This is a genomic window from Lysinibacillus sp. AR18-8, from assembly GCF_001705465.1.
Lineage (GTDB): Bacteria > Bacillota > Bacilli > Bacillales_A > Planococcaceae > Lysinibacillus > Lysinibacillus capsici.
Genome location: NZ_MDGU01000054.1, coordinates 25522 through 49838, shown reverse-complemented (window position 1 = coordinate 49838; position 24317 = coordinate 25522). Strand labels below are relative to the sequence as shown.

At 41.2% G+C, this 24317-nt stretch carries 31 protein-coding genes; 24 read left to right on the top strand and 7 right to left on the bottom strand.

The features are described from left to right. Nucleotides 1-6: 6 nt before the first annotated feature. The 5 genes from BFM98_RS23045 (at nucleotide 7) to BFM98_RS23025 (ending at nucleotide 3871) form a co-directional block, all read left to right on the top strand. Nucleotides 7-1215 carry an MFS transporter gene (locus tag BFM98_RS23045; RefSeq protein ID WP_066038507.1) on the top strand — a complete coding sequence of 403 codons (1209 nt, stop codon included), beginning with the start codon at nucleotides 7-9 and terminating at the stop codon, nucleotides 1213-1215. Between the two features lie 29 nt (nucleotides 1216-1244). Beyond that, nucleotides 1245-1625, top strand: a complete 381-nt coding sequence (locus BFM98_RS23040) for an SRPBCC domain-containing protein (protein WP_048390658.1) — start codon at nucleotides 1245-1247, stop codon at nucleotides 1623-1625. Between the two features lie 112 nt (nucleotides 1626-1737). Beyond that, the gene (locus tag BFM98_RS23035; RefSeq protein WP_054548757.1) at nucleotides 1738-2454 is read left to right on the top strand and encodes a toast rack family protein; all 717 of its coding nucleotides are present in this window, start codon (nucleotides 1738-1740) and stop codon (nucleotides 2452-2454) included. Between the two features lie 128 nt (nucleotides 2455-2582). Continuing rightward, on the top strand, nucleotides 2583-3107 hold the full coding sequence (locus BFM98_RS23030; protein ID WP_048390662.1) for a tubby C-terminal domain-like protein: 525 nt from the start codon (nucleotides 2583-2585) through the stop codon (nucleotides 3105-3107). 32 nt (nucleotides 3108-3139) lie between these two features. Next, a complete protein-coding gene (locus BFM98_RS23025; protein WP_066038506.1) occupies nucleotides 3140-3871 on the top strand; it encodes an alpha/beta hydrolase in 732 nt (243 codons plus the stop codon). 124 nt (nucleotides 3872-3995) lie between these two features. Here BFM98_RS23025 and BFM98_RS23020 read toward each other — a convergent pair whose 3' ends face one another. Genes BFM98_RS23020 through BFM98_RS23010 form a run of 3 tightly spaced genes read right to left on the bottom strand, consistent with a single transcriptional unit; the run spans nucleotide 3996 to nucleotide 7865 of the window. Beyond that, the gene (locus BFM98_RS23020) at nucleotides 3996-6470 is read right to left on the bottom strand and encodes an ABC transporter permease (RefSeq protein ID WP_066038505.1); all 2475 of its coding nucleotides are present in this window, start codon (nucleotides 6468-6470) and stop codon (nucleotides 3996-3998) included. Beyond that, the gene (locus BFM98_RS23015) at nucleotides 6470-7198 is read right to left on the bottom strand and encodes an ABC transporter ATP-binding protein (protein ID WP_066038524.1); all 729 of its coding nucleotides are present in this window, start codon (nucleotides 7196-7198) and stop codon (nucleotides 6470-6472) included. The genes BFM98_RS23020 and BFM98_RS23015 overlap by 1 nt, the downstream gene beginning before the upstream one ends. A gap of 52 nt (nucleotides 7199-7250) precedes the next feature. Beyond that, on the bottom strand, nucleotides 7251-7865 hold the full coding sequence (locus BFM98_RS23010; RefSeq protein WP_311198636.1) for a sigma-70 family RNA polymerase sigma factor: 615 nt from the start codon (nucleotides 7863-7865) through the stop codon (nucleotides 7251-7253). Between the two features lie 105 nt (nucleotides 7866-7970). Here BFM98_RS23010 and BFM98_RS23005 point away from each other — a divergent pair, with 105 nt between their 5' ends. The 8 genes from BFM98_RS23005 to BFM98_RS22970 all read left to right on the top strand — a co-directional run bounded on the left by BFM98_RS23005 (nucleotide 7971) and on the right by BFM98_RS22970 (nucleotide 16776). Then, the gene (locus BFM98_RS23005) at nucleotides 7971-8864 is read left to right on the top strand and encodes a DoxX-like family protein (protein ID WP_066038503.1); all 894 of its coding nucleotides are present in this window, start codon (nucleotides 7971-7973) and stop codon (nucleotides 8862-8864) included. Nucleotides 8865-8869: 5 nt separating this feature from the next. Continuing rightward, nucleotides 8870-9481, top strand: coding sequence for a DUF4166 domain-containing protein (locus tag BFM98_RS23000; protein WP_066038502.1), 612 nt, complete (start codon nucleotides 8870-8872; stop codon nucleotides 9479-9481). Beyond that, nucleotides 9450-11006, top strand: a complete 1557-nt coding sequence (locus BFM98_RS22995; RefSeq protein ID WP_066038501.1) for a YndJ family protein — start codon at nucleotides 9450-9452, stop codon at nucleotides 11004-11006. The genes BFM98_RS23000 and BFM98_RS22995 overlap by 32 nt, the downstream gene beginning before the upstream one ends. Nucleotides 11007-11069: 63 nt before the next feature. After that, nucleotides 11070-11513, top strand: coding sequence for a hypothetical protein (locus BFM98_RS22990; protein WP_066038500.1), 444 nt, complete (start codon nucleotides 11070-11072; stop codon nucleotides 11511-11513). Between the two features lie 162 nt (nucleotides 11514-11675). Beyond that, nucleotides 11676-13358, top strand: coding sequence for a methyl-accepting chemotaxis protein (locus BFM98_RS22985; RefSeq protein ID WP_066038499.1), 1683 nt, complete (start codon nucleotides 11676-11678; stop codon nucleotides 13356-13358). A gap of 71 nt (nucleotides 13359-13429) precedes the next feature. Continuing rightward, nucleotides 13430-14389, top strand: a complete 960-nt coding sequence (locus tag BFM98_RS22980; protein WP_066038498.1) for a hypothetical protein — start codon at nucleotides 13430-13432, stop codon at nucleotides 14387-14389. 227 nt (nucleotides 14390-14616) lie between these two features. Then, nucleotides 14617-16128: a right-handed parallel beta-helix repeat-containing protein gene (locus BFM98_RS22975; protein ID WP_254660084.1), complete on the top strand. Its 1512-nt coding sequence runs from the start codon at nucleotides 14617-14619 to the stop codon at nucleotides 16126-16128. A 450-nt stretch (nucleotides 16129-16578) separates the two neighbouring features. After that, a complete protein-coding gene (locus tag BFM98_RS22970; RefSeq protein ID WP_254660083.1) occupies nucleotides 16579-16776 on the top strand; it encodes a hypothetical protein in 198 nt (65 codons plus the stop codon). Nucleotides 16777-16839: 63 nt separating this feature from the next. On the opposite strand, the gene aac(6') is transcribed toward BFM98_RS22970, so the two are convergent. After that, nucleotides 16840-17274 (bottom strand): aminoglycoside 6'-N-acetyltransferase, encoded by a 435-nt coding sequence (aac(6'), locus tag BFM98_RS22965; RefSeq protein ID WP_066038496.1) that lies wholly within the window; start codon nucleotides 17272-17274, stop codon nucleotides 16840-16842. Between the two features lie 123 nt (nucleotides 17275-17397). On the opposite strand from aac(6'), the gene BFM98_RS22960 reads away from it, so the two are divergent. Genes BFM98_RS22960 through BFM98_RS22950 form a run of 3 tightly spaced genes read left to right on the top strand, consistent with a single transcriptional unit; the run spans nucleotide 17398 to nucleotide 19270 of the window. Further along, complete coding sequence (locus BFM98_RS22960) at nucleotides 17398-17994, top strand: class I SAM-dependent methyltransferase (RefSeq protein ID WP_066038495.1); 597 nt, start codon at nucleotides 17398-17400, stop codon at nucleotides 17992-17994. A gap of 27 nt (nucleotides 17995-18021) precedes the next feature. Continuing rightward, entirely contained in the window at nucleotides 18022-18597 is a 576-nt protein-coding gene (locus BFM98_RS22955; protein ID WP_066038494.1) for a DNA-3-methyladenine glycosylase I, read from the top strand. Next, complete coding sequence (locus BFM98_RS22950) at nucleotides 18587-19270, top strand: DUF1963 domain-containing protein (RefSeq protein WP_066038493.1); 684 nt, start codon at nucleotides 18587-18589, stop codon at nucleotides 19268-19270. Before BFM98_RS22955 ends, BFM98_RS22950 begins: the two co-directional genes overlap by 11 nt. On the opposite strand, the gene BFM98_RS22945 is transcribed toward BFM98_RS22950, so the two are convergent. Continuing rightward, nucleotides 19267-19560, bottom strand: coding sequence for a transposase (locus tag BFM98_RS22945; protein ID WP_254660082.1), 294 nt, complete (start codon nucleotides 19558-19560; stop codon nucleotides 19267-19269). The two genes, BFM98_RS22950 and BFM98_RS22945, sit on opposite strands and share 4 nt — an antisense overlap. An 87-nt stretch (nucleotides 19561-19647) precedes the next feature. On the opposite strand from BFM98_RS22945, the gene BFM98_RS22940 reads away from it, so the two are divergent. Beyond that, a complete protein-coding gene (locus BFM98_RS22940; protein WP_048393883.1) occupies nucleotides 19648-19848 on the top strand; it encodes a hypothetical protein in 201 nt (66 codons plus the stop codon). A gap of 158 nt (nucleotides 19849-20006) precedes the next feature. Next, on the top strand, nucleotides 20007-20306 hold the full coding sequence (locus BFM98_RS22935) for a GPW/gp25 family protein (protein ID WP_048393880.1): 300 nt from the start codon (nucleotides 20007-20009) through the stop codon (nucleotides 20304-20306). 116 nt (nucleotides 20307-20422) lie between these two features. On the opposite strand, the gene BFM98_RS24340 is transcribed toward BFM98_RS22935, so the two are convergent. Further along, nucleotides 20423-20584 (bottom strand): hypothetical protein, encoded by a 162-nt coding sequence (locus tag BFM98_RS24340; RefSeq protein ID WP_233732648.1) that lies wholly within the window; start codon nucleotides 20582-20584, stop codon nucleotides 20423-20425. Between the two features lie 555 nt (nucleotides 20585-21139). On the opposite strand from BFM98_RS24340, the gene BFM98_RS22925 reads away from it, so the two are divergent. The 4 genes from BFM98_RS22925 (at nucleotide 21140) to BFM98_RS24105 (ending at nucleotide 22758) form a co-directional block, all read left to right on the top strand. Next, nucleotides 21140-21547, top strand: coding sequence for a hypothetical protein (locus BFM98_RS22925; RefSeq protein WP_254660081.1), 408 nt, complete (start codon nucleotides 21140-21142; stop codon nucleotides 21545-21547). A 76-nt stretch (nucleotides 21548-21623) separates the two neighbouring features. Then, nucleotides 21624-22244 carry an NAD(P)-dependent oxidoreductase gene (locus tag BFM98_RS22920; RefSeq protein WP_048393876.1) on the top strand — a complete coding sequence of 207 codons (621 nt, stop codon included), beginning with the start codon at nucleotides 21624-21626 and terminating at the stop codon, nucleotides 22242-22244. 15 nt (nucleotides 22245-22259) lie between these two features. Beyond that, nucleotides 22260-22436: a hypothetical protein gene (locus tag BFM98_RS24110; protein ID WP_175400806.1), complete on the top strand. Its 177-nt coding sequence runs from the start codon at nucleotides 22260-22262 to the stop codon at nucleotides 22434-22436. A gap of 166 nt (nucleotides 22437-22602) precedes the next feature. After that, nucleotides 22603-22758 (top strand): hypothetical protein, encoded by a 156-nt coding sequence (locus BFM98_RS24105; protein WP_016993988.1) that lies wholly within the window; start codon nucleotides 22603-22605, stop codon nucleotides 22756-22758. A 196-nt stretch (nucleotides 22759-22954) separates the two neighbouring features. On the opposite strand, the gene BFM98_RS22915 is transcribed toward BFM98_RS24105, so the two are convergent. Beyond that, entirely contained in the window at nucleotides 22955-23155 is a 201-nt protein-coding gene (locus BFM98_RS22915; RefSeq protein WP_016993987.1) for a hypothetical protein, read from the bottom strand. A 150-nt stretch (nucleotides 23156-23305) separates the two neighbouring features. On the opposite strand from BFM98_RS22915, the gene BFM98_RS22910 reads away from it, so the two are divergent. After that, nucleotides 23306-23635, top strand: a complete 330-nt coding sequence (locus tag BFM98_RS22910) for a hypothetical protein (protein WP_066038491.1) — start codon at nucleotides 23306-23308, stop codon at nucleotides 23633-23635. Next, nucleotides 23619-24257 carry an O-methyltransferase gene (locus tag BFM98_RS22905; RefSeq protein WP_066038490.1) on the top strand — a complete coding sequence of 213 codons (639 nt, stop codon included), beginning with the start codon at nucleotides 23619-23621 and terminating at the stop codon, nucleotides 24255-24257. Before BFM98_RS22910 ends, BFM98_RS22905 begins: the two co-directional genes overlap by 17 nt. The last annotated feature ends 60 nt before the right edge of the window (nucleotides 24258-24317 follow it).

Genomic DNA, 24317 nt, shown 5'->3' with positions numbered 1-24317 from the left:
GTTTTTATGCATACATATTATCGATGGGTCATCTTGCTTGTGGCTACACTTTCGCAAACAGCCGCAACCTTTGTGACCTACGGAATGGGGCCAGTTGCCTCTTTTTATCAAATGGAATGGCACTTAACGTCCTTCCAAACAGGGCTAATTGTTTCAGCCGTCAATATAGGGCCAATTTTCTCCATGCTGCTATTTGGTTATCTCATGGATAAAAAGGGAGAAAAGCAGATTATTGGATGGGGCTCGATACTACTGGGCCTGTCAGCCTTATTGCTAATACCCGTGAATCATTATACGACATTGCTTCTCGTATTAATAGTTGTGGGGATATGGTATGGCAGTGCGCAAACAGGTGGCAGTACTGCTATTGTGAAATGGTTTCCTAACAAGCATCGAGGACTTGCTATTGGGATACGCCAAACAGGTATTCCGATTGGAGGTGCATTGGCTTCCACTTTGCTGACCTATTTGTATCAACATCATCATCTATCCTCTGTCCATTTAGCACAGGGCTTGATGGCGATTGGTGGGGGACTATTATTTTTATTGCTGTACAAAGAACCAAAACAGCATGACACCGCTACGGCACCTCTCATTCCTTTTAAAGAGAAGATGCGTGCTATTCGGCACAATCGGGCGCTCTATCCTTTATTTTTTGTGGGCATGGTCATGATGTCCCTCCAAATGATTATCATTGCTCATTTTATGAGCTATTTACATCATGAAGGTGGGTATACATTAACCGAGGCAGGGCGCTATTTAAGTCTGATTTTATTTGGTGGGATGCTTGGGAGAATTGTACTTGCTTGGATGAGTGATCATTATTTCGCTCAAAAACGAGAGCCATTATTAGTGCTCGTCATGCTCGCTACATTCCTGATGCTTGGCTTTTTGCCCTTTGTCATACATAGCAAGGGCCTCATGATTTTATTTTGCAGTTTATTTGGGTTTTTAGCGCTTGGCTGGTATTCCATATATATCACTTGTGTCACGGAGCAATCCGATTCGCAAGCAGTAGGACTAACTGTTAGTGCAGCGTTAACAATTAATCAGTTCTTTATTGTCTTGGCACCAACGGTTTATGGTTTATTGGTTACTGTTTTTTCCAACTATCAGCTCGCTTTGGATGTTATCGCTGTGATGGTTATACTGGGGGCATTTCACTTATACAGAACATCCCAAGGTAGTTTAACTTCTGAAAGTTCGGTAAAATAATGGAAAAGAGGAAATGGAGGTTGCGACGAATGACCAGTTCGATTTGGATTGAGGCAAAGATAGATAAAGTATGGCAGGCGATTACAGAGGAGCAATCCCTCTCCCGATGGTACGCACCAGGCTCCATATGGGACATCCCTATACTAACAGCTGGGGAAAAGATGACATTTACCTTAATGCCAAATGCGCATAACCAGCTTTCTGAAAAACTGCCGATGGAGCTAACGATTCAGCAAGTGAAGAAAAATGAGGAATTTTCCTTCTATCTAGAAGTTCCTGAAACATTGATTGCTATTACGTTAGCCCAACAGGGTAATGGCACTACGGTGAGCTTTAATTCGTCAGGCTATGATGCCTCTCTTGCGAATTTAAAGGCATTGCTGGAGGGGCATGACATTCCTTATCAGTAAGCCTCTCTACGTCTTAGGTCTTAGATGAATTTCGAGCGGAGGGTCGTATTTTAATTTCCTCCCTTCTATATAATGAAATTATTGGTAGATTATACGGTGGGAGGAAATAATAGTGAAAAAATTAGTGGGTTTAGGTGTCGTGATAGGCACGTCAGCATTGGTATTATCAGGGTGCTTTTCCTTTATTCCAAATAAAATGCGAGAGGAAGCCATTTTGGTGGAAAAGGATAAAGCGAAAGCATTAGAGGTAGACATTGATTTAGGTGTTGGCGAAATGAATGTATCGAGTGGTGCAAAGGAATGGGTTGAGGGCAACGCAGAATATAATGTAAAAAAGCTAGCCCCTCAGGTAGACTATGATCTACATGGCGATACAGGAGAAGTGGAAATCAAGCATAAGGGCTCAACAAGGCTGGGGCTCTCCAATATTAAAAACACATGGGCGATTCAACTGAACGACAGCATCCCCATAGATCTGAATGTGGAAACGGGTGCCTCTCTTGCCAATCTTGATTTACAGGGTCTTCAGCTGGAAAAGCTCGATATTGAAGCGGGTGTCGGTGATCTAACGGTTAATCTAGGTGGCGACTGGAAAAAGAGCTTTACAACGACTATTGAAACAGGTGTCGGTCAAACAACAGTTATTTTACCTTCAAAGGTTGGCGTGAAATTAACGACAGAAAAAGGCATTGGCTCGTCTAATGTGGAGGGCCTTATATCAAAAGGGAATGGTGTCTATGTCAACGAAGCTTACGACAAGGCGGATGTCTTGCTAGAGGTCAATTCGGAATTGGGCATCGGGGAAATTACCTTTAAGTTAGATCGATAGAAAATGGAGTAGGCTACTTGATTGAAATAAATACAATAACCATAATAGGAGCGTCAAATACATCCTTTGTATTTGACGCTTATTTTATGGTAGTTTTAAGAAAGCAATGTTTCAAAGGAGCGAATAGATTGAAGACCTATACATACAAGCAACCAGCGGCCATCGAGTCAACAGAGGCCGTTAAAATTTTAAATGAAGCGGGGGAGGTATCGTCCACCGTTCAACGTGTGTATTCCAATGCACTAAAAAAAGCATTCGATAAAACGATGGACTATCGTTATTTCGTTCGTTTTGATGTCCACGATCGCAATGGTCAGCCACTTTTTACGTGTAAAAAAGTATCCCGTCGCGGGCGCGTGCATTTTCGTGGTAAGGATTTGGTAACAGGTAAAGACTATATGATTGCCTATGATGGCTGGCAAATTATGATTCCTGATTTAGTTATTACCGATGGCGAACAGCAGATCAAGCTCAACAAAGAAATGGAGGACTGGTCTGTTTTTACTGTGAATGAGCAGCCCATCGCACGCTGGCAAGCGACTTTCTGCGAGACGCATTTTAACATTACACTACAAATTGAAGACAGCAGTCCCATTCAGCAGGAAGCCTTTTTTATTGCCATCGGACAGGCAGTGCTGTTTGTTGGGGCTTAAATAAAGGTAGATGGAAGAAAGGGCTTGATGAAATGCTAAACATATTACCAGCAAAAGAGATTTATTTACAGGGAAATGAGCATGCCCTATTGCTTTTACATTCCTTTACAAGTCATACAAGAGATATGAAGACAGTAGCCACTGCATTACATAACCAAGGCTATACTTGCTATGCGCCGCTGTATCGTGGACATGGCACTCATCCAGAACAGTTATTACACTATCAGGTAGACGACTGGTGGCAGGATGTAGTGAATGCTCATCAATTTTTATTGGATGAAGGCTATCAAAAGATTTCGGTCATCGGTCTATCCATCGGGGGAATTTTCGCGTTGAGGCTTGCTCAATTAGAAAGGCTCGAGCAAATCATTGTCTTATCTGTGCCGTTTGATAAGGAGCCAGAGCAATTAAAACAAAGGATTATTGACTATGCCCATAATTACAAAACAATAGAGGGCAAGCCACCACTTCAAATCGCTCAGGAAATGGAGCCATTTGAGAACATGCCATTACATGCGATGAATGCATTCCAAACATTTATCCAAGCAACGATGGAGCAGCTTGATAGAATTATCATTCCTATCGCTATCTACTATGGTGAAAAAGACGATGCCTTATACACGCAAAGTGCTGAAACCATCTATCAGCACGTTCATTCATCTAGAAAGCAGAAGAAAGGCTTTGGAAATTCTAAGCATCTCATGACATTAGGACGAGATCAAGAGGCTATCATAAAGGAAATGATAGAATTTCTTCAAATTTAGGGAGAATTTCATTTATAAAAGGAGTGAGGGTGCTCCGCTCCAAAGAGGGGTAAAAGCGCTCGCTCAAGAGAGAGCCCCGCTTCTAAAAAAACAGCCACCTCTAACCATAGAGGGGCTGTTTTACTTATATTTCCACGATCTCATTCGCTAATTTTTGTCTGCTCATCCAGTAGCCTTGGAGGGTAAAGACAATGAGGGTTGACCCTAGGAACGCGAGACTTGTGAGGCCCAATGTTAGAAAGTCATAGGACATCGGCGAGCCATCATCAATGAAGCCTAGCATCCTCGTTAAGACGAACCCAAGAAATGTCCCGACTGTGAGACCATAAAGGACAAACGATAGGACTTGTGTCAGTATGAGCTTCATCAGCCCATTTGGTGACAGACCAATTAATCGTTGGATGGCATAGTCACTGCGTTTTGTATAAATGGTATGCAGTAATGTTTGGAGGACACCAAGCCCCGTAGCAGCTATTAAAATAACAAAGACGCCAACAAATAAGCTCCACCGTTGGAAGAACATTTCATTGGATTGTGCTAATATGGTCGCTTTATCTGTCAACTTCAGGGCTGGCCAGCGCTGTTCCAAGAATGACAGCTCCGCCAATGCATGCTCTGGGTGGGATGTTTCGACCATAATGTCTTCGATAATTGGGTGATCCTGTGCCGTGAGGAATGATGACCAATCAACGATTAAATCAGCACGGTGAATAGGTGTATCAGTAATTCCTATAATTTGTAACTCACCAGTAGGCATATCCTGCTGGGCAGTAAAATCATAGGTACCCATCGTTACACGATCACCCACTGCCAAATGATAACGCTCGGCAAAGCCCTTTGTCACGACAAGGCCATTTTGCAAATTTCCTTCCTCAATTTGAGGCAACTTCTTTAATTGCATAAATTTCTTAATATCAATGGTTGTATAGTTCTCTGGTAGCCATTCATCACCGAGTTGTAGAGCAATATACGCATTATTACTTTGTGTATACGCGTACTGTACGCTTGGCAATGCTTCTATTTCCTCTATAATTGCAGGCGTGATAGTTGGATCATTTAATTCATTATTGATTTTTATGGCTGTTTCGTATTGTGATTCTGTGTAGGCAAGGTCATTGTGTTGTAAGGTTTTCATTAATGAACTTCCAAAGGTTAAAATAACCATTAATCCTATCATGCTGAGCACCACGGGCATATTTTTGCGTACTTGTGGCATGAGCTGCTGGCATGCTAAATAGGCTTCCTTGCCAAGTACCCTTCGAATCGGCTTTAAAGCCAGATGAAGGATGGCTGTAAATAGATAGGGGATTAGTAACAGTAAAATTCCACATACAAATAGTGTTCCGAGTAAAATAAATAAGGCACCTTGATCGCTTCCTGTCCCAGCTAAATAGGCTTGTAAAAAGAAGAAGGTAGCTGACACACCTACAATACTGACAATAATTGTTTTCCATTTTGTCCAACGCAGCTCTAAATTTTCATTATCTGTCGCGATTTGTAATGGCAGTAGTCGAGAGCTTTTCGCTACTTGCCATTTTGTCATCACTTGAAGAATGATGAAGCTAGAAAGGGCAATTAAAAGAATAAACACAATAGGAAGCTCTGTTTTAGCTTCGGGTAAATGCAAAAAGCTAATTAATTGTGGTAGCCAGCTTTTTATTATCACAAGGCTCAGCGTTGTTCCAAGCATAACGCCAAAGCTAATAATCAGTGATAGTTGGAGCTTGACTATACGTCCAACCTGTTTCACGGATGCCCCGAGAGCCCGTAAGATCATGAGCTGCTCTTTAATTTTATAAAATAATAGCTGGAATGTGGACAGCAATAGGACACTCGAAATGAGTAAAATAAAAACAGATAGTACAATCATAAAAACCATTAAGCTCTGTAAATTTCTTTTAATGACATCGTAATCACTCATGACATCAACACGTAATGTTGCATCCAGTTGTTTGATTTCTGCGCCTACAGCCTTGGCACGCCCCTCATCAGTTTTAATGAGCGCAAATATGCCTGCCGTTTGTGGCTGACTGTTGTTCATCCATGCCTTAACTACGTCATTCGCTAAGAGGATGATATTAGGGCTGTCAGTGCCTTTCATCGTCGGTAAAATTTCTTGCACGATAAAATCCTTTGATTGAATATGAATGGAGTCCCCAACTCGTTTGTTGAAAAGACGGGCAACATTTTCCGAAAGAATGGCATCGTTCGGTCCAAGATTGACCGCAAAATGGTAGCGACTTTTCACAAGGTCATCATTTTCGACGCCAACGGTATAAAATGCGGTGTACTTTTCATGTTCAACGATTGTATGAGCTATCGATAAGCGGGACACTTGTGTGACACCGGCTAGAGTAGAAAGCTCCTCTATTTGATTTGTCGTCAACAATTTTTGCTGATCGGGATTATAACCAACCATTAAATCCATTTCCCCATACAACGCTTGGATGTCTGCCTTCATCTGGCTATTCGCATTCCAAATGTAGACGGTCATCGTCATCACCAGGCAAATCGAGATCGTAATAATACTAATACTCGTTAGGACATTTGCCCAAGCGGCACGAAAAAGCTTGAGGGCAATATTGCGCATCGTAAACATTAGCGATCCTCCCTCGTTATTTCCTTGAATTTCATTAGAATACAATCTAAATCCTCTTCATTTTGCCGGTTTTGATAGAAATCCACAATCGCCCCATCATGGAAGAACAATACCCGATTGGCATAGGTAGCCACATAGGGGTCATGTGTGACAAGTAATATCGTTTGCTGGTTCTTTTTTTGCAGAGCAACAAGCAGTTCTAAAATTTCATCTGTTGTATGAACATCCAAAGCCCCCGTTGGCTCATCTGCCAGTAAAATAGGAGGATTGGCAATAATCGCTCGCGCAATGGCGACACGTTGCTTCTGTCCACCAGAAAGCTCATGTGGTCGATGCTTTGCCCAAGCAGCGATGTTTAAGGTTTCCATCATGTGCTGCACACGCACCTTAATCTCCTTGCTAGGAATATCATTTAAAATAAGGGGAAGTGCAATATTATCCTCGACGGTTAAATCCTTTAGCAGATGAAAGGATTGGAAGATAAAGCCGATATTTTCTTTTCGAAATTGCGATGCTTTTGGCTCTTGATAAATAGCCTGCGCTTCCCTGCCAAATAAAAATAATGCTCCATCTGTTGGCTCATCGATTGCACTGATCATATTCAGAAGAGTACTTTTACCAGAGCCGCTTGTCCCCATAATCGCCACCATTTCTCCTTGATAAATGGTGCAATGGATATTTTTCAAGGCATTCACAGTATGATGCTTTTGCTGATAAATTTTGGACATCCCTTCAACACGTAGCACCTCTGTTAAACGTCCTTCAGGGATGGGTATTGCATTAATGACTTCTTTCAGCGGATTGAACCCACTCATCGAGATATGCCCCCTTTAATTGTTGTCGTAATGCATGCAAGCCACGGCGAATATGTGTTTTCACGGTACCCTCAGGGCATTGCAAAATCGCCGCAATATCCTTGACAGAGTAGTCTTGATAAAATCGTAGCAATAGCACCGTTTTGTACTTTTCCTCGAGCTGGCAAAGAGCCTGCCATAAATCCAGCTCTTCTTCGATGTATGTAGGAGATGCGCTTGTTAAATCCTCGAAAGTTTGTGGTTCAACAGGCATAACTGTTTTTTTCTTCGCAATATAGGTTTTACAGCAATTTATCATAATGCGGGTAAGCCAAGTGGCAAAATAGTGAGGCTCCTTTAATTGCGGTAGCCCCTCATAGGCTCGAATAATGGTTTGCTGAAAAACTTCTACGGCGTCGTTTTCATTTTGTACGTAGACATAGGCCATTCGGTAAAGCTTATGCTGCTCCTGCTCAATGAGCTGATAAAACGCCTGCTCATCACCTTGTTGGGCTAAGGCTACAAGAGTTTGTTGGGTGCTCTTAATGAAAATCGCCTCCTTTTCGACCATTAGACTCAGCAAGTCATCATTTCGATTCAAGTTTTTTATTTTTATTGAGAAACGTCATAAGCATACCCATTTAATAGAAGGTTATCAATTTACTGCTATAATGATAGTGGCTTCATCAAAAAAAGGAGTGAGTTTATGAGCAGAAAGCCTATTTATGTCGAGATAGACATTCAGGCTCCTATAGAGAAAGCGTGGGATTATACACAAAATCCTCATCTGCATGAGCAATGGGATTTACGTTTTACATCGATTACATATATTCCGAAAAAAGCACCCGAGGAGCCACAGCGTTTTACCTATGAAACGAAGGTAATGCCAGGCTTACAGGTAAGCGGCTGGGGAGAAAGCAAGGGGGAGCATCATAAAGAAAATGGCACGCGAACATCCTCACTGCATTTTGGTACGCCTCAAAAGCGCTCACCCATAGCGGAGGGAAAAGGCTATTGGCAATATATCCCGCATCAACAGGGGCTGACATTTCTGACCCAATATGATTATGATACACGCTATGGCAAGCTTGGCGTATTCTTTGATTTATTTTTTCGTCCATTAATGGGGTGGGCGACGGCACTCAGCTTTGACGTTTTAAAAAGATGGCTAGAAAAAGGAGAAAATCCTACCGCACAGTATAGACGATTCTTTTTAACGATGCTTCTGTGTCTATTCTTTTGCTTTGTCTGGTTCTATCATGGTCTTGTACCGAAGATCATCCATATGCATCCGCAGGAATTAAAGATGACCGCTTCATTACTAAACCATGCAGATCAGCTAGTTATGTGGATAGGGGTTGCGGAAATTCTCTTTGCTTTTTGTTGGCTTTACCCGCGAGGAAAACGCTGGCTCTTTGGCATGCAAATCATCGTTTTTCCGCTCTTGACGATAGCTGCTATTGCTGCGGACCCGACAAGTGTACAAGCACCCTTTAATCCACTTACCTTTAATAGTGCTTTATGGGTGTTGTCGATTGTCGGATTTAGCTTAAGTAAGGATGTACCGAGTGCTAAAAGTTGTAAAAGAAAGCGAGGATAACAAGGATGACGATCTATCAAACATTATTAGGGGATGATTTTGCAAGACTTCATCCGATGCTACAACAGCGTTATACGTTACCAATTGATGAACCATTTTTTGCTAAGGGCGTGATGCATCAAATAAAATCTGGTGCTAAATGGATGTGTCCCTTCTATACACTGGCTGCGAAAACGCGATTTCTGTTCCCAGAGTCAGGGGAGGATATCCCCTTTACTATTTCGAATACATGCAGAGCCCTGCCAAGTGGGGAACTAGAGGTACTATGGGAGCGCACCTTTTATTTCCCGCAGAAAACAAGGCATTTTGATGCAAGGATGACCATTGATCCATTCCAAAAAATTGTGAAAGATTATTTAGGCACACCCGCTCTTTTTTATTCCGATTTGCACTTTAAGGTGACACGAGCGGGGACATTGGTCATTCGTTCAGGTAAGCAGCGCTTTGTCCTCTCGCGTTTTGAATGCCCGATGCCTAGACTGTTAGAGGGTCGAGTCATTGTAGAGGAAGGCTTTGATGAATCTAAAAATGTCTTTACCATTCATGTCTCCATCCATAATCCATTCATAGGGAGGCTCATGATGTATGCTGGTGAATTTACACAACAATCGAAGTAATTTCATTTTTTTACTAGGGATTTTGTTCACGGTGATTTGCTTTGTGCTTAGTGGGCAACCCAATTACTTATGGCTACTAACTGTTGCTCAACTAGTTTTCGTTCCCACCATGGTATCAATGGTTGTGGATGTTCAGAAAGTCGGCACAGCCATTATTATGGGGATGATGCTAGCCGTTACACTGCTGCATTGGTCGACGGATGGCGTTTTGGCTAATATCTTGGCAGGTATGTATTTACTGTATACCTTCTATATCGCCATACAAGGCGTGAAAAGATTTTTACAACGAGGTTTTACGAATATTGCGGAGTTTGCTATCGACATGGGGCTTTTCTACCTAGCCCTCGGTGGTCTGTGGGTTTTCGCCTATGTCACCAACATGGATACTGGTTTTTCACCATTAATAACGTGGTTAACGGCCATTCACTTTCATTATTCGGCTTGTTTATTACCCATTTCAGTCGGACTTTTAGGTCGATTACATGATAGTAGCGGCTATCGTGTTATGGTGATGATGTTGCTGGCAGGACCAATCCTTGTTGCGGTAGGTATTGCCTTTTCCATTCTCATCGAAATCATCGCCGTCGCTCTTTATATTTTCGCCATTTACGGCTTGTTTTTCTTAGCGCTCAAAACAAAGCTTCCGTTTGGACAGGGGCTATTGCTGAGGACTTCCTATGGAGCGCTCTGTCTGACGATTCTTGGATCTTGTCTGTATGTTTACAGTCGTGTCAGCGGAAACGTTTCCATCGGCATTCCAGAAATGCTTCAATTCCATGGTGTGATCAATGGTGTTTTCTTTGGGGGGATAGGGGTCATCGCCTGGCTAATGGCTGTCCCCCCAACAACACAGCGTCCGTTTGAGTTCCCTGTAAGCCAAATTCGCGGGAAGCTACATCATGAGAATATACCACACCCTGGCTTGGTCGATGCCTTACAGGATTTTGTCGATACTACAAAGCTACCGCCTGTCATTCCACATTTTTATGAGTATACGACGACCTATCGGCTGCTTTCGACGGTGCAATGGAAGGCTTGGTTTCGACCTTTTGCCTTTCTGTATCAAGGAATGAGCCGTTTGCTCCAACAGCTCAATTTACCCTTTTCCAGTAAGCAAGTTGAGATGACGGGTAGCATTGTTCAGGTCGATTCTGCACGAGATAGCCGTCCGTCTCCACGTGCATGGATTCGGACAATTCATCAGCAAACCGTTTTTGTCGCGATTTATTCGAAGCACACAAGCGACGAAACGACCTATATGAATATAGCCTTACCACTCCCGTTCTCAACAATGGTTGGCATTTTGTATGCCTATGAAGAAAATGGTCAGCTACACCTAACAAGTCGTCATGATGGAGATGCAGGAATTTATTTGGCGATAGGAAAAAATGTGATGAGGCTACCCCTACAGGAGCATTTTCAAATTTCTGCGGTAGATGACAAGACATTGTCAGCACGCCATCAGATGACGTTATTTGGTATTCCATTCCTACAAATTGATTATCATATTAAAAGAAATGCATAGATTGGCAGGAATTTCCTCAACCGAACGAGAAGGTCCTATTATAGAGACAAATAACAAGGAGTGATGGAAGGCTTGCGTTTAACAAAAGGAATTTCTGGTTTCGATGCAGCGCATTTAATTGAGCAGGACATGCGCATGTTTCAGTCGATGGTGTACCATTTAGTGACAAGCGAACAACGAGCGAAAGTAAGGCAATTTATTGATCAAGCGCCCTTTGTCTATATGCAGGCAGTGATTGAAATCGATGGAGAAACACTGACGATTCTTCATCATCGTTTGATGCCGTACATCGCATTTGCCAAGCAGGAGGTGAATAGCTTTACCTTTTTATCCAAGCCTCACCTGCATAAATATTTTCCTAATCGTAAATGCTTGGAAGCGGAGACACTTACAACATTACTAACAAAGGATGAGGCGTTCCATAGCCTATCTGCTACAGAATGGAAATACGTCTCTTATTTTAATAGTCAAACAATTGGCGATGTAATGTTCAATGGCTGGGATTAAGGATAGTACTAAAGGCGTGCGATAAAAGATGCTATAAAAAACATTATATTGACCAAGTTATTTCTGGAAATATAGCAAAAATTCCTAAAACCGCTAATCGTCCTAATTAAATGGTAGATTTTTAAGGATGGAATAGATTAGGAAAATAAGGGGTTTTTGCAAATGAAGTTCAAAACAATCAGTAGACGCATTGTTTTTTCCTTTAGCATTGTGATTGCAATCATGATAGGATACATTGTTTACAATTACTTTGCCATCAAGCAAAGCAATGATGCGACAGAGCAAATTGTACAGCAAGAATTACAACTATTAATCATCGATTACGAGCAGGCACAGTCCATTGATTTAAGAATAGCGGCAGCTAGAGGCTATGTGCTTTCTGGGAGAGAAAAGTATAAAGAGATATTTCAGGATAATGTTGCAAAGGAACTAAGCAATGAAGAAAAGCGATCAGCATTATCTTCCTCAGGCGAATTCGGACAATTTGCGGAAATGTCTAAGGAATGGAACCGTTATATTGAGCAAGAGGTATTTGCGGTATATGATCAAGGGAACACCGAGCTGGCTACCCAAAACCTCACAAAAATGGATGACACAGCTACGACCATTCGTGAAGGCTACGAAGACTTAGCGGCGCAACGGAAGCTAGCCATTAATGAGGTAGGGACGGACAGTATTGCTGCTGGAGAGCAGAAACAGCGAATCGCCATTATCGTAGGTATTGTGATTGTTCTTCTAGCAGTGATAATTGAGCTATTAAGTGCTCGTGGTATTTCAAGACCAATCGTGACGTTAACCAAGCGTATGCAACAAATGACCAATGGCGATTTAAGTGAGCCGCCTTTGAAGGTTCAATCGAAGGATGAAGTAGGGCAACTGATGGAAGCGACCAATACGATGTCAGATATTTTAAATCGTCTATTAAAGCATATTCAAACGGTGTCCAATGATGTAGCGGCACATAGTGAGGAGCTTCTTCAGTCAACTTCTGAGGTCAAAACAGGGACAGAGCAAATTGTTCATACGGTTACAGAAATGGCAAGTGGGACAGAATTACAGGCAGATCATGCCTCTGATGTCGCTTCCGCCATGAATGATTTTACTAGCAAAGTTACTACGGTTCATCACGGCAGTAAAGATGTTCAACAGTATTCGCAGAATGTAAAGGCTTTAACACAAGAAGGTAGAAGCTTAATGACCACTTCCACAAAACAAATGGAAGCCATCCAGCATACAGTGAAGGACGCGGTGAATCAGGTAAATGGCTTAAGTAAGCAAACACAGGAGATTTCTAAGCTTGTAGCGGTCATTCAAACGATTGCTGCCCAAACTAATTTACTCGCATTGAACGCAGCGATTGAAGCAGCTAGAGCTGGGGAACAGGGGAAAGGCTTTGCCGTGGTGGCCGACGAGGTTCGAACATTAGCCGAACAGGTCGCCTTCTCCGTCGATGATATTACAGCGATTGTCAGAAAAATTCAGGATGATTCCGATACAGTAACCTCCTCGCTAGAGCAAGGCTATGAGGAAGTCGAAAAGGGCACAACACAAATGGCCGCAACCAATACGACATTCAACCAAATTGCGGATGCTATTGAGGCCATTGCGACAGGCATTGAAGGTATGTCAGTGGAGCTAGCTGAGGTTGTTCACAATACTGTCACGATTAATAAAGCAGTCGATGAAATTGCTGCTGTCTCCGAACAATCAGCGGCAGGCATTCAGGAAACATCGGCTACCATTGAGCAAACTGCAAGCTCCATGGCTGAAATTAAACATAGTGCCGAGCATTTAGCAGAAATGGCTGAACAACTAAACGCCCTGATTCGTCAATTTAAGCTATAGAAAATACCTGTGGATTTCAAACTTCCCTCACATTTCATCTGTATACTAAGGCATTGGAAGGTGGAATCATTTTGAGAAAATATTTACTTTTATTATTGATGAGTACTTTATTCATGGCACCTGTTGCCTACGCCCATACGATGGATAAAAGTACACTATTCACGGATGTCCCTGAAACAGCCGCCAATATTCAGGACATTATGGTACTACACAGTATTGGGCTACTTGGGTACAATGGCAAGGATATGGCCTTAAACCCAACAGACAATCTTTCACGCAAGGAATTTGCAGGCTGGGTAGGTGGCTTTTTCGGCCTTGAGGGAGCAACAGTGGATGAGCTAGCACAAGCAGCTCAAAAAGAGGATTACGTGTCTTCGCTAGAGGGAGATATTACGTACAAGGAAATAAATACAGCACTTTTTCATCATAAACTTGAGCTAGCCAATCCTGACGCTACCATGACGAAAGAAGAGTACATTGCATTCTTAACAGAGCACCTTACATTTGATATGGGCGGACATACGCTTATTCAAATGGGCGGCTTTGCAGAAGGACCAACGGGTACGATTGAAGACGTTGTCACAGGTGACCAAACAGGAATCATCATCGACGGTAAAACATACATGCTGTCAGGACACCCTCGCATCTTTGCCGATTCAACAGATGCCAAAAGCTGGGTAGGGCAACAGCTAGAACGTTCTATTTTTACAACAGCAGCGGATCACCATCATGGTCATGACGGTGGGCAAGAGGAAAGCCACGGGGATCATGCAGAAGGCCATGGCGACAGCCACGAGCATGAAGCATCCGGCTCGAATGAAGCAACACTACAATATGTGCAAATTAGCACTGCACAAGTGGTGAAAGAGGATGCCAAAGAAATGGAGTCTTCGAACGCTACACCAAGAGAAGAGCAACAAGCAGCCGCAGCAGATGACACAGCATCCAACTCAAACACAGTTTGGATGATCGCTATCCTAGCAGCACTAGCCGCTATTTTTGTTATTGTATTTGTGAAACGCAAGAAATAATGTAAATGAAAAAAACCAGCAATAACCGAGGGAATTCGGTTGTTGGTGGTTTTTTCATTTTTCCCCACTTTCATTAAACCGTCAAACATTCCAAATAAACACCTGCATATTCCAGCAATTTTACACAAAATTGAATAAGCACAAGCATGTTCGGTATATAAATAGGGTACGAACATTTTTTGGTTAGGAGTGTGTAAATGGCTGTACTTGTGGTGAAGAGGAGCATAATGCATCGTTATCAAAGTATCGGGCAGGCGATTGAAGAGGCGGCGCCTGGGGATATGATTGAAATTCGGGATGGGATTTATGAGGAAAGCTTGGATATTGCCAAGCGGCTGACGTTGTATGGGGTTGGCAATGTGACCATCAAGGGTGGTGTATTTATTCGCTATCAAACTCCTGTCGCGATGCGTAATTTACGGTTCCGGCAAGGGCAGGGGCTATATGTGAAAGGTGATTTACAGCTAGAGAATTGTGTCATTGAGGAGCAATTGATTCGAACGCAGATGATGGTGAGCTATGGTAGTTTGCTGATGAAAAATTGTGCAGTGCTTGCTACGCCACTGAATCATTTTGGTTTGCGTGTGGCGAATGGATCCAGTGTTATTCTAGTCGACACGACATTTGAGCATCATAGGAAGGCACAGATTATCGCTCAAAACTGTGAGCTGACCTTGACGAATTGTATGCTGTTGGAAGGGAAGAAGCATGGTATTTTTGCGATTCGCCATGTCAAGATGACAATGGAGGACTGTGAAATTCATGGGCATGACAAGGCACAAGTAATAGCTGCGTCGAGTGAGATGACGATGACCAATTGTTTAGTGCACCAAGGGCAAGGGGTAGGCATTCAATTGTTTGATAGCACGACTTTCAGGATGGATGGCTGTGAAATAAAAGAGCATCTTGATACGAATATGGTGGTTCATCGCAGTGAACTAATGGTATCTGATTCTATTTTTTCAGATGGTCAAAGTCATGGGTTGTATCTTGGAGAAAAAACCGAAGCCAAGTTCTATGATTGTCAAGTTTCTCGGCATGTCAAGGCACAGGTGTTGATAGAAAATAGCAAGGTGGAATTTCATACATGTCATGTTCGTAATGGCATGGCTGTCGGGCTTACCATTGTGGATGAGGCAAATGTTTCGATGAACCAATGTAAAATTCAAAACCATCAGCAATTTCATATTATTGTTGATGCTAGTGGATTAAAGCTACAGCAATCGATTATTCAATTTGGGCAATCAGGTGGTGTTTATGGTAATGAACATGCCAAAATCATGATGCATCATACAACGATTCGAGAGCTGCAAAGCCATCATATCTATATCAACAATGCCCGATTATTTACACAATATTGCACGTTTGAACAAATGGAAGGAAACGGAATTACTTGCATTGATGCAATTTTTGAGATAGCTAATAGCTATTTTAAAGATGGTCAAGAAAGCTCTTATGCCATGATTTGGTCAGATCAATCAATGGGGCGTATTGAAAATTGTAGGGTGGATAAGGCGGCTAGACCATTCTTAGCGCTGTCCAATAAATCATTATTGGAAATGCGTCATACTGATATAGCCGCAGTAAAGGCTCCAGCGGTGGTACAGGAAAACAGCCAATTATTTGTACAAGGACATGTGCAGTCAGCGGCATGGCAGAAGGATACAGCATCAAAGGTTTCTCAAATTGAGGACATGAAATTAGAAATAGTGAAATATGATATTAAAAAAATAATATAAAAGCCGATTATACAAATAAGACAAGTAGTTTCAATTTTGAAATTACTTTTTTTATGGATTCGTGTATTGATATTTCATATATGTGAAAAATGGGTAAAGAAATACGTTTGGGCTGTTAATTAACTTTAATTTGTGCAAAAAAAATCTATAATTCGACAAAATGCAAGAATATTTTTATAATGGTATAGATGTCTTGTTGCAATTACTGCAATATTTTGAAATATTCCACAGGGAAACTTATACAATCTTTGTATAAGTTATAACCAACATAATAAAAGTTTTTACTTAATGTAAAATAAATATTAAATAAATGTGGATAATAGATTGATTATTTTCTATGTTTAAACCTATAATTAGTAAAAATGGTTCATCCAATAAGATAAATTTTCGTTAATTATGAAATGGGAGTAATGATTTTACAATAATAAATAGAGAGAGTATTGGGGTGATATGAGTATGTTTGGGCTGACAAAAGAAGAAATTATGTTAATGCTAGAGGAGATGGAATTAGCAGAGAAGCACAAGAATGTGATTGCTGATATCTTACATCTAAATAATATGCGAATCGAACAACAACTCGCATTAATGATCCATTTAATCATAGATGAGCGCGAACGAAATATTTCCAACAATACATATCTAAACTAAAAAAATGTCGAAAAATCACAGGTGCTATGTTTGCAACGCCTGTGATTTTTTTGTCAGCCATTTTTATAATTTTTTTGTGAAGCAAATGATGCGATTAGCTTCTGTAAAACCGAGCTGAAGATGAACCCTTAGGCTTTCGTCATTGTCCCATTCACAGTCACTGGCAAACTCTAGACAGCCCCTATGCTTTGCCCATTGCTCACATTTCTCCACAAGCAGTCTTGCATAGCCCTGCTGGCGATATTCCTCTCTCACAAAAAGGCCTTCTAAATAGCCGACTGGACTCGAGTCAGTCCCTTCTACATAGTCTGTTCTTAACTGGCATTGGGCAAATCCAACTGCTTCGTCATCGTCATAGACAAGAAAAATAGCTGCGTTTTCTTCCTTTAGCAGCTGTGTCATCTCTTCGGTAAATTCCTCTAGTGTATGATTAGGCCAGAGCAGTAAGGCTAATGAGGCCGCAGCATGAGCGTCCTTCTGGTTTGCTTGTTGAATCATAAAATTTTCCTCCTTTGTAAAAAATGAAACAAATTGTTTTGAAGTACGTACAAACTAGTAAGCGTTTTTATTTTAAAGCTCTAATTCTATTTTAACAATCTTACTTGAGGGGGGAATCCAATCATGTCACTCTTACAAACGTTAATTGAACAAGCGAAAAAGCCAAATGGATGGATTGGCTCAACGATGCTACAAATTATGAATTTTGCCCATCGTGGTATGAATGCATGGTTCATCAGGCAAGGTGCTATCAATGATGGTGATCGTGTGTTAGACATAGGTTGTGGTGGTGGGAAAACGCTCCAAATTTTATCCAAATTGAATCCAAATGGTATAATATATGGGATAGATTTTTCCACACAGGCAGTGAAGGAATCAATCAAATTGAATAAAGCAAATGTTGCCAGGGGTTGCGTCATTGTGAAAGAGGCAAGCGTTTCAAGCATTCCATACGATGATCAGTTTTTTGATGCGATTACAGCCTTTCAAACGCACTATTTTTGGCCATCCTTGGAGCAGGATGTAGAGGAAGTATGGCGGGTTCTGAAAAACGGTGGGAAATTTATTATCATAGCAGAGCTCTACAAAATGAACTATCATATGAAAGCCTATCAAACACCTGAAGCAACGAAGCAATTATTAGAACGTATCGGTTTTCAAACCGTGTATGTCACCGAAAAATCAAGTAAAGGATGGCTTTGCATTACAGCTATTAAGTAAAGGATACATAAAATGGAGGGTATAAAAATGAAAAGATGTGATTGGGTCAAGCTAGATGAGCCTTTGTATGTGGAATACCATGACAAGGAGTGGGGTGTACCGGTCTATGATGACCAGCATTTATTTGAGATGCTTTGCTTGGAGGGGGCACAGGCTGGCTTGAGCTGGTGGACGATTCTCCAAAAGCGAGAAGGCTATCGTGAGGCATTTGATCAATTCGATGTGGGAAAAATTATCCATTATACTGCAGACAAGCTAGAGGAATTGCAGCAAGACACACGGATTGTACGCAATAAATTAAAAATAGCTAGCGTGGTGACAAATGCTAAAGCATATCTCCAAATACAGGAAAAGCATGGCTCATTCTCAGATTATATTTGGGGCTTTGTAGATTACAAACCAGTTATGAATGAGTGGGCATCCATCAAAGAGGTGCCTGTGACGACAGAAATTAGTGATCGTATGAGCAAGCAATTGAAGAAAGATGGCTTTAAGTTTATCGGTAGTACAATTTGTTATTCTTTTATGCAGGCAGTGGGCATGGTAAACGACCATACAACAGATTGCTGCTGTCGACAAAAGGAGCTAGCGGATGGCAATTGAACAAATTCGGGCTCAACTAGCCACGCAGGCCACGATTTTTCAAACGGGTGGTATTCGACCTACACATGATTTATTGGAAAGCTGGATTGGCTATGTGGGCTGGTCCTTACCAGAAGAGCAGCCACCATCTGGCTATCAGCCGCTCGCTACGTTTTTTCTAAAAGGTCTACCCTATGTACCGATGGCATTACAGCCTTTTCAATTAGTCACAGTTTTTGTCGATGAACGTCTATTTGATCATCTGTTGGAGGATGATCTTGGTTCTTATTTTGATATTAGAACGTACACCACTTTGGAAGGCTTAGTAAAGCGCGAATGGCAGCATGAACAAATTCGCGCGTTTCCACTCATACCACAGCATATCACGAACGACTATCCAACATGGGATGGGGGCGGTATTCCTGCTCAATTGGAGGAAGAGATTTTGACGTTGGAGCATGAAGAGCAGCTCGACTATTTTGAGGATATTGTTGAAGACCTCTATCCACTCCATAAAATTGGTGGCTATCCAAGCTTTTGTCAAAGTGGCGTTGATTTCGGTGACGATGCGCCATTTGTCCTCCAAATTGCCTCCGATGCAAAAGCACGTTTGAACATCGTGGATCATGGTAATTTTTATTTTTTCTACAATCCAACCATCCAGACTTGGCACGTCTATTGTGATTTCTACTAAAGGGATGGCGGCCTGTCTCTTTCATGAATTGTCATCATGATGAACCGGTAAATCAGATATAAGCCAAGGTACGCCCCTGTAATTAGAAAGACAGGGTTTAAGAACACAGCATGGATCGTTGTCATAAAGACTACATCCTCAAGAATAATGTTCGTTATAGCTGTAGCGGCAATCGTGCTAAACAGAATAGCAGCAAGGACACCTAGTATGTTGAAAAGAAGGCGAAAGCTAGCCCATTTGTGCTGAAGATATGCCATAAGGCTGGGGATACCAATCGTGGCAGTCAGCATGACAATTGTCATAACATCACATCCTTTCTTTCAGATTGCCCTTGTTCGTTCCTGCATAAACATAGAAAACGATAGGAGGGAAACCGATTGCGATGGCAAGAAGGAGAGTTAAAAAGCACTAGGAAGGTGAAAAAAGTGGAGCATAAAACGGTGGTCAAAAATGGCATTGGCTTTGGTTCGGTTTTAGCGATTACGATCTCCTGGAGTGTGCATCACTCCATCATTTGGGCAATCATCCATGGCTGTTTTAGCTGGCTGTATGTTATTTACTACGCCATCATGCGCTAAGCTTGTAGGTCAGCCTATCAACTAAGATGTTGTTTGAATAAAAATAACATTGGGTACATAAAAACAAAGCGTTCATAATTTTTAATGAGCAAGCATAAATAACAAAGTGCTCTTTTCCAAAGTACCAATTGTATGAACGTAGAAGAAAGGTTGATAGAATGACACATCAAGTAACGGCTTTAAGTAATGTTAATGGTAATGCTACAGGCGTGGAAGGTATATTACAAAATGTAGCATTTATTTTATCGACGTTTACGATTCCTTGTCCGCTCCGCGAATATGTGACAAGGTCTGATATTCGTAAACCCTTCCAGCGTATGAAGAAAATAAACACAAAACGCCTCATAGAATGTATACAACGTTTTGAGCCACGAGCTGTCGTAGTAGATGTTGATTATCTTGGCGATGTGAATAGAGGGAAATTAGAGCCCATTGTCAAAGTCATTGTCAATGAATAGCTGAAAAAATATGAATTCTGCCAGGTATGGTTTCACGAACCTGGCAGAAGATTAAATGTGCTTATAGTGGTAGGATTATGGTATATGAATTGGTGTCAAGTAGGATAATGGAACAGTTACGCGTTTCTAATGGCAATAATTTGCTGGCAATCAATGATAAGTGGTGTTGCTGCTGCTGCATCTACCTCTAAGAATGTAGCACAGCAAGTTTTAGGATCTAAGCTGATGAATAAAATTCCTGCAAAGCTACCGCCACCTGCTAAAATAACATCTACCAAAGTGCCAGGAGATAAGCATCTTAATAGATGACAAATACAGCCTTTACACTTGTGATCTTTGGAATAATCCTTCTCGTAGTAGTACTCTTCCTCCTCTTTTTTGCAAGAGCAAGAATCCTCCTTATGTTCCCATTTACAATGGTCATCCTTTTCATGACACTTACATCGCTGATGCTTCTGTTCCCATTTGCAATGCTCATGCTTGTGTTTGCATTTGCATCCTTCTTGTTTGTGTTCACATTTTTTTTCTAAATGACAATAGCATTTTACATATTGTTCACAGCACTTTTCTTTTTTATGATTCCAATTCATATATTGACTATATCTACTATCCTGCATCTTTTAATCTCCCTTTTTGTTAGTTTTTTAGTAATGGTAGCGCTAACCTTTACATTTCTAATCTATGAAGCCTCAAACAAAACTTCTTGGTAATTTGCCCTTTGTACAAAAAGAAAATTATTTTTTAATAATTAAAGAGAGAAATAGCCATACATAGCTGTGAGAATAATAACAATTTCAGGGAAAAAGATTGCTAGACTTCCGCCTGTAAATTTCATGGAGAAATGGAGCGAATGTATGAAAAGTGTCCTGCAAATCTTCTTTTTATTCATGTGCTTACTGGTTGTGATGTCATTGTGGATGGTACAAAGGGAGCCTTTAGCTATAGCTCCGAGCACCGAAAGAGCAACTTCCTATGCTGAGGAGCTTGGCGAAAAATTACAAGCTACGAATTTTACAAAACAAGTGTTACAGGCGATACGGTCGGCAGGTTACTCGCCTGATAGTACAGTTGGTTATCTAATAGACTCTCCAGCGCATCAAGTCATCACTATTCAATTACACGATGGGGAAGAAATTGATGTAAGTACAGAAAGTGAAATTCAATCGATTATCGATGAGCTAGCTGAAAAGAATAATATGCATCTATTTATGGTTGATGTTCAATTACTAGAGCGTGAATAGTAGACGGGAGGCACTGTGAACTGTGCCTTTTTACATATAAAGGGAATTGTAATATAATGATAAAGAGGTGAGAGAAATGAAAATATTAATATTAGGCGCGAGTGGTCGTGTCGGCAGCCATTTGGTAGAACTAGCAATAAAGGATCAGCATGAGGTCACCCTATTAGTCCGAAATCCCGATAAATTACCGCACCATCATCAACAGCTGTGTGTAATGAAAGGGGATGTTTTAAACAAGCAGGATATCGAGCAGGCAATGCATCATGTGGATGTGGTGGTGAGTGCATTAAATACAGATGGAGGCACTACATTATCGGCTAGCTTACCATTGATTCTTGAAGCGATGACAAAGCAACAGGTGACAAGAATCATTACGATTGGAACAGCAGGGATTCTACAAAGTCGTGTAACGCCGACTCTTCTTCGTTACCAATCAACGGAATCGAAACGAAAATCGACCTTTGCTGCACAGGAGCACCAACGTGTATTCGAACAGCTACAGCAATCTGCAATGGATTGGACAATTGTTTGTCCTACCTATTTACCTGATGGGGCCTGGACAGGAAACTACCGCGTTGAACGTAACTTCTTGCCAGAGGGAGGTAGCGAAATTTCAGTAGCGGATACAGCAGATTTTGCCTACCAACAAATCTTCAGTGAGGAATTTTTGAAAACACGCGTCGGACTTGCCTACTAGAAAAGGGGAAATAAAGTGAAATATATTCATGCCATCTTCGGGATGGTAATCATTGTGGTTGGATGTGCCTTTCTCAGTACAACCATAGAGGAGGCGCCTGTTAGAAATGTGATGCTGAAAGTCTATGGAGCTATTATTGTGTCCATCGGCTCTTTCTACCTCAAAAAAATTGCGAAATTTGGTAAGCAATAAGCACTTTTACATAAGGATAGTCTAAATGGACTTATCCCTTTAACCTTTCTTTATCCTAAATCGTCTAAATGATAGCTATTTTAGTGAAAAAATATACTGTTATTTTCCTTTTTATAGAAGGTTTGCTATACTTTATGTCGAATATATCTATTGAAGAGGTGATTGTATGGACAAGGAGATATCAAATAACTATCAATATCCTAAACACCTAACAAGCCTTGATGGAATCGAAACGACAGAATTATATGTCATCAAGATAACAAAGGAACAAGTGGATAGGTTGATTGAGGATATCGATCAAACATTAAAGACGTCGACATGACGTCTTTTTTCATGCCAAAAAGGCCACCTTCCAAGGAAAGTGACCTCAAAACAGGAGAGCTGTGGAAAGGCTAGATTTGCTTTACCCTACTATTTGTATGTAAAAGTAATCTTGTTAGCTAGCCATTTGCCTGAAAGATAGATGAAATTTACCCGATTTTCTAGCAACTCAGTTCACTATCCATATATGTACTACCTCAGTTCTTCTGACATGAAAAGGAGTAATTCAAAGCCAAATAATCGCGGATGATAGTGGGCTGTCCGCCATTTTCAAGACATAGCTTACTGGCAATTTTAATTTCCTTCTGATTATAGTGAGATTGTGCTCCAATCAAAAATATGCCTGACAGTATCAATAATGTACCGATGCCCAACACATATTTTATAACCCTTTTCACTCATCTAACCTCCATTTCGATACGTTTACCCTACTGTCTAACATATGTTGAAGCATAAAAGCATTATGTTTAATTGACGATTTGTATACATTTGTATACAATTAGTTTAAATTAATGTATACAAATGTATACAAAAGGAGTGTTTTAGAAATGAGAGGATCTGGATTTAGAGAGCATATGAGAGAGGGACATCACCGTGGAGGACGCCACAGAGGCATGGAAGGCGCGCCACAGCGAGGAGCAAAAACGTTCCGACGCGGCAAAGCGATTTCATTTTTAGAGATGCTGCATGTGAAGCGAGCTACCATTAAACAGCAATTAGAACAGCCAGAATTTCAATCGATTCAGCAAATTTTAGTCGGTGAATTAAAAGCCATCGATCTAGTTATCCAAGAATTTTGCCAGTTGTTTGATATTCAGGAAAATGAAACCAACAACAGTCTACAAGAGGAAGATAACGCACATGAAACAAATGAATAACTATATAGATGAGGTATTTTATCAGGACGATGCCCTATTAGAGGATGTCCTGTCCTCTATTGCCGAAAATGGTATGCCTGCTATTTCTGTCTCTCGATCATCAGGAAAGCTGTTGACGATGCTTGTATCGATTACTAGGTCAAAGGCTATTTTAGAAATTGGTGCTCTTGGCGGCTTTAGTGGTATTTGTCTGGCGAGAGGAATGGAAGGGAAAGGCAAACTGACATCCCTAGAGTTAGAGGATAAATATGCACAGCTAGCCGCCAAAAATCTTGCCAAGGCAGGCTTTGCCGAGCAGGTAACGTATATGACAGGTCCTGCATTGGATAGCCTTGAAAAGCTTGTGGCAACGGGACAGTGTTTTGATTTTTTCTTCATTGATGCTGATAAGGATAACTATGAAAATTATTTAGCCTATTGCATACAGCTAGCAAGCCCTGGTGCATTCATTGTGACAGATAATGTCCTAGCAGGAGGCAGTGTAGCAGACCCTATGGCGACACCCAAGCGCTATACAGCCATCATGAAAAAGTTCAATGTCACAGTGGCTAATCATCCGCAGCTGGATTCGATTCTTTTACCCATTGGTGATGGTATGACGGTTTCAAAAGTTATAAAATAATGCATATCAGAAATTAACTATTAATGGTAAAATATTGTTAGCAAACGATAAGGGAGAGAT